The organism is Actinophytocola sp. (genome assembly GCF_036002505.1).
Taxonomy (GTDB): domain Bacteria; phylum Actinomycetota; class Actinomycetes; order Mycobacteriales; family Pseudonocardiaceae; genus DASYTH01.
This window is the reverse complement of sequence record NZ_DASYTH010000473.1, coordinates 1-8,632: the sequence shown is the minus strand read 5'-3', so window position 1 is coordinate 8,632 and position 8,632 is coordinate 1. Positions and strand designations below refer to the sequence as shown.

Below are 8,632 nucleotides of genomic sequence, written 5' to 3'. Positions count from 1 at the left end.
CAGGTCGTCGTACGCGCGGAGCCGCCCCTGCGGGGTGAAATAGAGGAGGGACATGGTGAAGTGCTGCCCGGCGGCGTTCTGCCGGAGTACCCCGTCACTGCCGCTGCGACCCTGTTGCATGAGCGTGGTGTCGTCGTCGATCGCAGTGACGCTGCGCCCTGATCGGAATCCGGTGAGGATCAGCGGGGTGGATCCGGCAACCTCGGCCGCGCCCTCAGGCTCGTGCATCAGCACCACGTTGACCGGTGCCGCGTGGGCGGTGTTGTAGTCCAGGATCCTGTCGTTCAGCGCCCTCGCGGTAGCGTCCACCGTGGCCCGTTCGTCCTCTGTCAATTCCTTGCGGGTGGCCAGATCCCGCAGCGGACTGGGGGCACCGGTGATCCGCAGTGGTCCGATCGGGACGACGGTGCCGCTCAGTGCCCGCGCGTTGGGCACCTTAGCCAGGGCCGCGACCGTGCTGGGCGCGTCCTGGTCGCCGCGAACGTAGAGGTAGGGAACGTTGAGCTCGCGTACCTCGGACGCCAGCAACTGGTTCTCCGGGCCGGTGCCGAGGGATGTCGCATCTCCGGTGTCCAACACCGCGGCGACCCGGTCGCGAACCACCAGCTGGTCCATGACGGACCACGCCATCGCGTTCGATCGCAGGTCACTGACGTGCAGCAGCACGAGGTCGTCGGGTGCCGCCCGCAGGTCGGGCACCGTGACGACACGCTCGTACGCGCTATTCGCAGCGAACAGCAGCTCGCTCAGCCCGCCACTGAAGTCGTCGTAACCGTCGAACACGCGGCGGGCGTCGCCGACCACCGCCGGCGCGTTGACGAGCAGTCCGGTGAACCGGGGCTCGTTGATGCTCTCCGGCCGGACGGTGGCGGCGGTCAGACTGAGCGTGCCCAGGCCGATGGCCAGGGAGAGCGCGCCGCCCCACGCGACCCGGCGGACGTTACGGAAGACAAGCGCGGACAACACCAGCCCCATCAAGATGCCGGCACCCAGCGACCTCAGTCCAACGCGCAGCAAGAAGTACTGCAGGTCGCCGACGAACTCGTCGGAGAACTGGTCCAGCTTGGTCGGCTCGGAGATCAGCTCGGCAGCCGCCCGCTGGTCGATGCCCACGATGGTGGCTCTGATCAGCAGCGGACCGTCATGCGAGTCGAGCCAGATCGAGCCCAGGGGCGGGATGTTGATCTCGGACCCTCCGGTGAAGGACAGCCTGGTCTCGAACTGGATACGCAGCGGCCCGATCTGTTGCTCGGTTGGTGAAAACAGGATGAGGCCCAACCCAACCCCGGCCCAGGCGGTCAGCAGCACCGCGCAGACCCGGGCCACACGCCGGGTCCAAGGCTGCCGGATCATGCGATTGACCCGGCGTTGCATCCGAACCACCGAGACGGCTAGCCGGCGGAACGGATCCTGGGTCATGGAGCACTCCGTTCGAGCAGCGCGGCCCGATAGCTGCGCGTCCACATCTGGTACATCAGCCGCCACGGGCCGACCTCGAAGCCCAGCAGGAGCACCGACACCGCGAAGCCGAGTCCGATGCCGGCGAGGAAGACCCGGGACTGCCCGGACTTCTCGGCCGACCGGCTGACGTAACTGAGCCGGACCAGCAACGGCTCGGTGGACGGCTCGCTCACCCAGCGCAGGACGTCCGGGTTCGCCGGACTGGGCGCCACGTAATCCACCCGGGCGTCCGCCGGGATGCGGTTGGTCAGGTTCGCGTCCAGCAGGCCGTCGGACGGAGCGGGATAGTTGAGCTCCAGAACCGATCGGGTCGCCATCAGCCGCGGGACGTCGCCTGGCGGGTCGTACGGCCAGGTCCGCGCCAGAGCGTCGGCCGAGGTCGCCTCGGCTAGGCCGGCGTCCAGCCGCGTGGGCATGGTGGCCGGCAGGCCATAGGTGGTCCGGGCCTTCTCCCGGGTGTGCGCGATGCCGTTGAGGACCCGGCCGGCGATGCGGACCACGAGCTTCTTGCCGTCGAAGGTGAACCAGGGCGCCGAGGCCGACCGGCGGGGAACTGCGGCGTCGACGTCCTCCAGGCTTACCCGAGCCGGTACGGTCTGCGGCGGCGGGGAAACCACGACCAACTGCCCGCCACCCCCACGGAGCAGCCGATGGCCGAACCACGTCGCGGACGACGGACGGTACTTGTTCGCCGCGACCGGCGCGGAGATCGACACCTGCAGCGGCGCCACGAAGCGGACCGCCACCGTCGGCGGTGTCCGCAGCGTGGTCCGCGACGTGACAGTGAGCGAGAAGACGAACGGCGCCGGCGCGTCGCCCGACTCGAGGATGCGCAACTCGGTCGAGGTGGCAAACGATTCCGACGGCACGTACGCCTGGACCGCCCCGACCCGGTTCACCTCGCCCGGCGGGCGGTAGATCGGCACGAGGCCCGCGTCGTAGCCGAGCCACGAGAGCGCACCAACGCCGACACCAATGAGTACGCAGAAGATCGCCGTTGCGAACTTGAGCTTCCACGCTCCGGCGTCATCACTCTCGGCAGGCATCACACCCCCATGCGTTTACCCGATCGTGCCGGAGCGGACGCGGAGGATCCACGAGAACAGATCGGACGAAGGGCTGGAACGAGCCGAACGATGGTCGCACGAGTCCGCCGGACCGGTCGCCTCAACCGAAACCGTCGGGACCCAGGAGAAGACGAAGGAAGTGGCCGCCGAGGAGCGGGGCTGGCTGGGCCTGGGGCTGATGGATCCCCTCGACCCCTATGCCCTGGCCAGGGAGCACGGGATTCCCGTGTACCCGATCGATGAGCTGCCCGACGAGCATTGCTCGCAGGAGGCCGTCACCCACTTCACGCTGAACAGGTCGAAGGTCTGGTCGGCTGCGCTGGTCCCGATCGGGACCGGGAGGATCATCTTGGAGAACACCGGCCACGCCTCGGTTCGCCGGCGTTCCAGCCTGGCGCACGAGCTGAGCCACCACTTCCTGGAGCACAAGTTCGACGACGTCCTGCTCACCGATGACGGCTGCCGCAGGTTCGACAAGAAGCAGGAGAAGGACGCGAACTTCCTCGCTGGTGAGCTACTCGTCCCGTACCAGGCCGCACTAAAGGCAGCGTTCGCCGAGAAGACCAACGAGGAGGTCGCGACCATCTTCGGGGTCAGCAGCCAGTTCGCCCAGATGTGCATGAAGGGAGCCCGGGTTCACGCCCAGCGGGCACTGGCCAAGCAGGCCACGATCGGGCGCCGCTGATAGACGGCGCTGGGCGAAACATGCACCCCACGCCAAGAGTCGATCTGTATGGGACCGGGCGCAGCAGTGCCACCACCGGAGACGAGACCAAGGCGTCGGGCCCTATGCGCCGTCGTCCCGCTGTCGTTCCAATGCCCGCAGCGCCCGGGTGGCGGCGTCAAGATGGTGGTGTAGCTCGACCACCGGGTCGACCTCCGCCTCAGCGTCACGGGCTAGGCCCTCGGCGATCCACTGCCTTACCAGGGCGCTCCACGACATCCGGCGCTGCTCGGCGACGGCGCTGATCTGCGCGAACATTGCCAGGGGCACCCGCAGCGACTTGCCGATCTTCATGTCGCCGTCGGGGTGACCTGTGGGCTGAATCGGCTCGTAGCTGATTTGCGGTTCCCCGCGGGCAACGTCCTCGCCGGCGAGCCGCCGGGCGAGGAGATCCTCGGTGTCCTTGCTGTTCATCGTTCCTCCTGCCCGAACGCGTTGGTCCACTTGGCCTTGCCGAGAAACCCGGCGTCGAACGCGGCGAAGATCTCCCGCGCGCCGTCGTCGGGATCCTCCTGCAGCCAGACCTCGATGCTTCCCGGCGGCGGTACGGGCCAGGACGGAGAGCATGTCGTCGGCGACCGGCTCCAGCAGCCGAGGTCCAGGCCCGCTCAGCGCCTGGTGGACCTCGGCGGGGTCGAGCCCTTGGGCCAGGACTCGTTGGTAGCCCTCCGGGGTCCACTCGAACGTCATCACATGATCGAGTGTATTACATCGTGTGGAAGCGGAGTAGTGGCCAGTCTGGCCTGAAGGCCCAGACTGGCCACGCGCTTGGGTAACCGAGGCCGGAGGACGTGGTCATGCGGCCTGTCAAGGTATCGGTAGGTCGAATGGCTCAACGACCTGACCTCGAGCGGGGTAAGTCATGTGGGGAACGAAGCTGATCCGAAGACTTCGACTACCGGCCACCCATCCGGCCTGACCACCGACAGTGCCTCGCGGGGAATTCCGGCTCGTGCAAAGAAGCTGGCCATCTGATCTAGCTGCCCATCTGCCTCAACCTCAGTGGCGGCCAGCACCTTGAGGTCAGTGGCGACGCCATTGACAGCAACTTGGAGCCATCGGTGACCAGGCGTTCCGCCGGCGAACGTAAGGCTGGTCCCCAAATGGACTGGTTCAATGCCAACCTTGTTCAGAGCCGTCTCGGAATGGTCCATGTGCTCCTGCTGCACGTCGCCTCCGAGGTGTTTGATGCCGTAGTGACGAAAGACATCGAGAACGACGCCATCGTTGGCCACCGAGCGCCCTGAAGCGGGCGCGACCCGGAAGCCGGCGGAGGGCCTTCTCTGCGTCACTCCGTCGATCGGCGGGCACCTAGTACGTAACAGTAACGGTGCCAGGCGGGCTCCACGCCCGGAGCTCATCGAGACTCATCACCTCAAGACGCACGCCGCGCTCCTGGCGGGCTCGCGCGCGGGCGCCGTCGGCTATCTGTCGGCCCTTCCCGCTACGTCGACCAGGGAGCTTAACGTTGCGTTCGACGCTTGCGGTTTCCCCAGCAAGGAAGCCGAGGACGTCGGCGACGCGGTTTTCGTAGTCCCGGTACCCCGGTACTCAGTCATAGCGGCAGGGCTCTCTCTCTTCGATGTCATACGATCGCGAGATCGACGAATCTTGCGAGGTGCACCTGCGCGGCTTCTTTGGCGGGCGGAGATCGGAGCCTTGAGCCGGCTTCTCAGTGAATCATCGCCGGAGTCTCGACGCGGCCGTCATCGTCGCCGCTCAGGCCGTCCTGCTGCGGCGAAGGCTGGCGCTTGCGGGGCAAGAAGGCGATCGGGATGAACGTCGCCAACACCAGCACGAACCCGACCCAGAACGTCGTGGCGAACGAGTCGGCCACGAATTCCAGGCCGCGCTGGATGATCGCCGGCGGAACTGGCAACTGTGCGCCGTGCTGGCTGGCGATCGCCGCGCCCGCCTCGGTGATCGGCTCGCCGGTGCGTGGGTTGTTCAGGCCTGGGATCGGGGCGGATCCGTTGAGCTGGCTGGTGAGGATCACCGACATGGTCGCGGAACCGATCGAGCCACCGATCTGCTGGAGAATATTCACCAGGGTGGAACCGCGCGCCACGTCCTGGCTGGCCAGGGTTCGCAACGCCGACGTCATGATCGGCATCATGGTGCCGCCCATGCCGAGGCCCATCACGAACAGCGAACCGCACAGCAGCAAGTACGAGGTGTCCGTGCCGACCTGGGTGAACGTGAAGAACCCGGCGGCGATCAGCGCCATCGCGAACGGCACAGTTCGGCCAACCGGGATCCTGTCGGCAAGAGTGCCGGCGATCGGCATCGTGACCATCGCGCCGATGCCCTGTGGCGCCATCAGCAGACCGGCGTGCAGGGTGGACTCGCCGCGGACCTGCAGGAAGTAGCTCGGAAACAGCAGGCCGGCGCCCATGAAAGCGATGATGAACACAAACAGCGAGATCGACGCGATGGTCAGGTTGCGGTTGCGGAACAGGCGCAGATCGAGCAGCGGGTGCCGCGGCCGGAAGGAGTGCAGGACGAACCCGATCACCAAGGAGGCGCCGATCAACATCGGGACCCAGACCTTGGTGGCGGTGATCGTGCCGGCCGCCGGCAGCGACGAGACGCCGTACAGGAAGAGAGCGAGACCCGGCGACAGCATCAACATGCCGACGAAGTCGAACGACTCGGATGGCTGGGCATTGTCCTTCGGCAGCGCGAACAGGGCGTACACGAGCGCGACCGCGCCGATCGGGACGTTGATCAGGAAGACCCAGTGCCAGCTCGCCGCCTCGATCAGCCAGCCACCGAGGATCGGGCCGCCGATCGGGCCGAGCAGCATCGGGATGCCGAGGACCGCCATCAGCCGGCCGATACGCTGCGGACCGGCAGCACGCGTCATGATCGTCATCCCGAGTGGCATGAGCATGCCGCCGCCGAGGCCCTGCAACACCCGGTAGCCGACGAGTTGTTGGATCGAGTCGGCGGTGGCGCAGAGCGCGGAGCCGAGCGTGAACAGCAGCAGGGCGAGCATGTACAGCCGCTTGGTCCCGAACCGGTCGGCGGCCCAGCCGCTGAGCGGGATCACCGTCGCGAGCGCCAGGGTGTAGCCGGTCATCGTCCAGGCGACCTCGGCGTATGTGGCGTCGAACTCGGTCTGGAACGTTGGCAGCGCGACGCTGACGACGGTGATGTCGAGGATCGACATGATCGCGCCGAGGACTACCACTCCGGCAATCTTGAACACGGCGGCGTCCAGTTTGTTGGGTGGCGCGGCGGCTTGATCAATCACGTGAGGCTCCATGTTCTGTTGGCGGTAAGGCCGGCGTCGACGCGCTGCAGGTCAACTCGTAGGCCGCGCAAAGCAGGCGACCATGGTGTCATTGCGTCCGGCTGCCAGCATCCGATTTTCAGCATCTCAGAGGCCGGCCAGGCCACGGCGGCGTCGCCTGTGGGTGTCTCTCATGAGGTGCATCACAGCCGGCTATCGAATAGACCGGGCGAGCCCGCCCGGACTATGACCCATGGTGGGTGTGGCACGCTCGACCCATGGTCTTCCTGTTCGGTGACCTGGAGCTGGACCTGCCGTTGTTCGAGCTGAGGCGGCGTGGCGTGCCGGTGTCGCTCGAGCCGCAGGTGTTCAGCGTGCTCGCGTACCTGATCTCGCACCGCGACCGGGTCGTGTCCAAAGAAGAGCTGATGGACGAGGTATGGGGTGGCAGGTTCGTCAGCGAGACGGCGGTGACCAGCCGCATCAAGCAGGCCCGGCGGGTGGTTGGCGACGACGGGAAGTCGCAGCGCGTGATCCGCACTGTGCACGCCCGTGGCTACCGGTTCGTCGCGGACACCGTCGTACGGGAGAACCGGGTACCGGCCCCGCCGCCCGCGGTCACGCGCCCGCCGGTGCCGGTCCGCTACGCGGTAACCGACGGGCTGCACATCGCGTACCAGGTGACCGGCCAGGGCGACCGGGACGTCGTACTGGTGCCCGGCTTCGTCTCGCACCTGGAGCTGGATTGGGACGATCCGCGGCACGCCCGGTTCCTGGACCGGCTGGCGTCGTTCGGCCGGCTCATCCGCTTCGACAAACGCGGAACAGGCATGTCGGACCGGCCCGAGGGACTGCCCGACCTGGAGACGCGGATGCACGACGTGCTCGCCGTGATGGACGCGGCGGGCTCGCAGTCCGCGGTGCTTTTCGGGTACTCCGAAGGCGGCCCGATGGCGACCCTGTTCGCCGCCGCACACCCGGATCGGGTCGAGGCCCTGGTGCTCTACGGCGCATACGCCAAGCGGGTGTGGAGCCCCGACTATCCGTGGGCGCAGACCCGCGAGGAGCGCGAGCGGTTCACCGAAGAACTGGTCACCGGGTGGGACTGGGAGTCGGACATGCGGTGGCGGTGCCCGTCGGCCGACGACGACATGTGCCGGTGGTGGGGGCAACGAGCGCGAGCGGCCGCCACCCCGTCGACGGTGCGCCGGTTGATGCGGATGAACGATCTGGTCGACGTCCGGGAGGCGTTGCCGGCGGTGCGGGTACCGACCCTCGTGGTCCACCGCACCGGTGATCCGGTCAGCGTGCTGGGCAACGGCCGGTACCTCGCGCAACACATCCCGGGCGCCCGGCTGGTGGAGCTGCCCGGCGACGACCATTTCGTCTCCGGCGATCCGGACGAGATCCTCGACCCGGTCGAGGCGTTCCTCGCGGAGACGCCGGCTCCGGCGCCGTCCGCGCTGGCCCTCGCCGCGCTTCTGGTCCCCGCCGGACCGGACGCCGGCCGCGTCGCGGTGGATCTGGGCGCCGGCGCGGTCCGCCGCGCCCGCACCGGCAGCGGCCGGCAGGTCCTGGTGTACGACGGTCCGGCCACCGCGATCAGGGCGGGTATGCGGTACCTCGCCGAGAACCCCCGCCGCCGGACCGGCATGGGGGTGCACGTCGCCGAGGTCCCGAGGCGGGGAGAGCGGGTCGACGGGTACGGCGTCGCAGCCGCGGTTGCTCTGGCCGAGCTGGCGCCCCCCGCAGAGCTCTGGGCCTCGGCCACCGTGCGGGATCTGGTCGCCGGGTCCGGGCTCCTGCTGCAACCGCGCGGTGAGCAGAATGTCTCGGTGCTCGGGTCGATGCCGGTGTACCGCGCCGTCGACCAGGGCGGGGCCGGCCGGCCGGCCAGTACGGGCTAGCCGCCACACCGTCGACCCGGCGGGGCCGGCCGGCCGGCCCGTACGGGGTTAGCCGGCCGGCCACTTGATCAGCGAGTGGTGACGTCGATGGTGACCGGCACCGGATTGGTGACGATGTCGAATACCGCCGAGCGTCGGCGCGACTGTTCGACCAGCTCGCGCAGCTTCTCGGCGGGCGCGTCGCCCGCGACGGTGAAGTGGACCCGGATCTGTTCGAACCCGTTGCGGACCTCGCCGT

8 protein-coding genes are annotated in these 8,632 nt (G+C 68.1%); 2 read left to right on the top strand and 6 right to left on the bottom strand.

Annotated elements, in window-relative coordinates; all coding sequences use genetic code 11:
- Both VGR06_RS41740 and VGR06_RS41735 read right to left on the bottom strand, forming a co-directional pair.
- Positions 1–1,419, bottom strand: a 1,419-nt coding sequence (locus tag VGR06_RS41740; RefSeq protein WP_327564793.1) for a hypothetical protein, incomplete at its 3' end; no start/stop codon positions are given.
- Positions 1,416–2,507, bottom strand: a complete 1,092-nt coding sequence (locus tag VGR06_RS41735) for a hypothetical protein (RefSeq protein ID WP_327564792.1) — start codon at positions 2,505–2,507, stop codon at positions 1,416–1,418. The genes VGR06_RS41735 and VGR06_RS41740, both read right to left, overlap by 4 nt.
- 160 nt (positions 2,508–2,667) lie before the next feature.
- Between VGR06_RS41735 and VGR06_RS41730 the strand changes: the two genes are divergently transcribed.
- Positions 2,668–3,213: an ImmA/IrrE family metallo-endopeptidase gene (locus VGR06_RS41730; RefSeq protein WP_327564791.1), complete on the top strand. Its 546-nt coding sequence runs from the start codon at positions 2,668–2,670 to the stop codon at positions 3,211–3,213.
- Between the two features lie 102 nt (positions 3,214–3,315).
- Here VGR06_RS41730 and VGR06_RS41725 read toward each other — a convergent pair whose 3' ends face one another.
- The 3 genes from VGR06_RS41725 to VGR06_RS41715 all read right to left on the bottom strand — a co-directional run bounded on the left by VGR06_RS41725 (position 3,316) and on the right by VGR06_RS41715 (position 6,508).
- On the bottom strand, positions 3,316–3,666 hold the full coding sequence (locus VGR06_RS41725; RefSeq protein ID WP_327564790.1) for a hypothetical protein: 351 nt from the start codon (positions 3,664–3,666) through the stop codon (positions 3,316–3,318).
- 446 nt (positions 3,667–4,112) lie between these two features.
- Positions 4,113–4,487 (bottom strand): hypothetical protein, encoded by a 375-nt coding sequence (locus VGR06_RS41720; protein WP_327564789.1) that lies wholly within the window; start codon positions 4,485–4,487, stop codon positions 4,113–4,115.
- 437 nt (positions 4,488–4,924) lie between these two features.
- Complete coding sequence (locus VGR06_RS41715) at positions 4,925–6,508, bottom strand: DHA2 family efflux MFS transporter permease subunit (protein WP_327564788.1); 1,584 nt, start codon at positions 6,506–6,508, stop codon at positions 4,925–4,927.
- A 257-nt stretch (positions 6,509–6,765) separates the two neighbouring features.
- On the opposite strand from VGR06_RS41715, the gene VGR06_RS41710 reads away from it, so the two are divergent.
- Entirely contained in the window at positions 6,766–8,394 is a 1,629-nt protein-coding gene (locus VGR06_RS41710; RefSeq protein WP_327564787.1) for an alpha/beta fold hydrolase, read from the top strand.
- Positions 8,395–8,462: 68 nt separating this feature from the next.
- Here VGR06_RS41710 and VGR06_RS44215 read toward each other — a convergent pair whose 3' ends face one another.
- Positions 8,463–8,603: an OsmC family protein gene (locus tag VGR06_RS44215; protein WP_414637453.1), complete on the bottom strand. Its 141-nt coding sequence runs from the start codon at positions 8,601–8,603 to the stop codon at positions 8,463–8,465.
- Positions 8,604–8,632: the final 29 nt, after the last annotated feature.

Excerpts from the sequence above, each read along its gene's own strand:
- VGR06_RS41725 (WP_327564790.1), bottom strand. The coding sequence starts at position 3,666 with ATGAACAGCAAGGACACCGAGGATCTCCTCGCCCGGCGGCTCGCCGGC.
- VGR06_RS41735 (WP_327564792.1), bottom strand. The coding sequence starts at position 2,507 with ATGCCTGCCGAGAGTGATGACGCCGGAGCGTGGAAGCTCAAGTTCGCA.
- VGR06_RS41710 (WP_327564787.1), top strand. The coding sequence starts at position 6,766 with ATGGTCTTCCTGTTCGGTGACCTGGAGCTGGACCTGCCGTTGTTCGAG.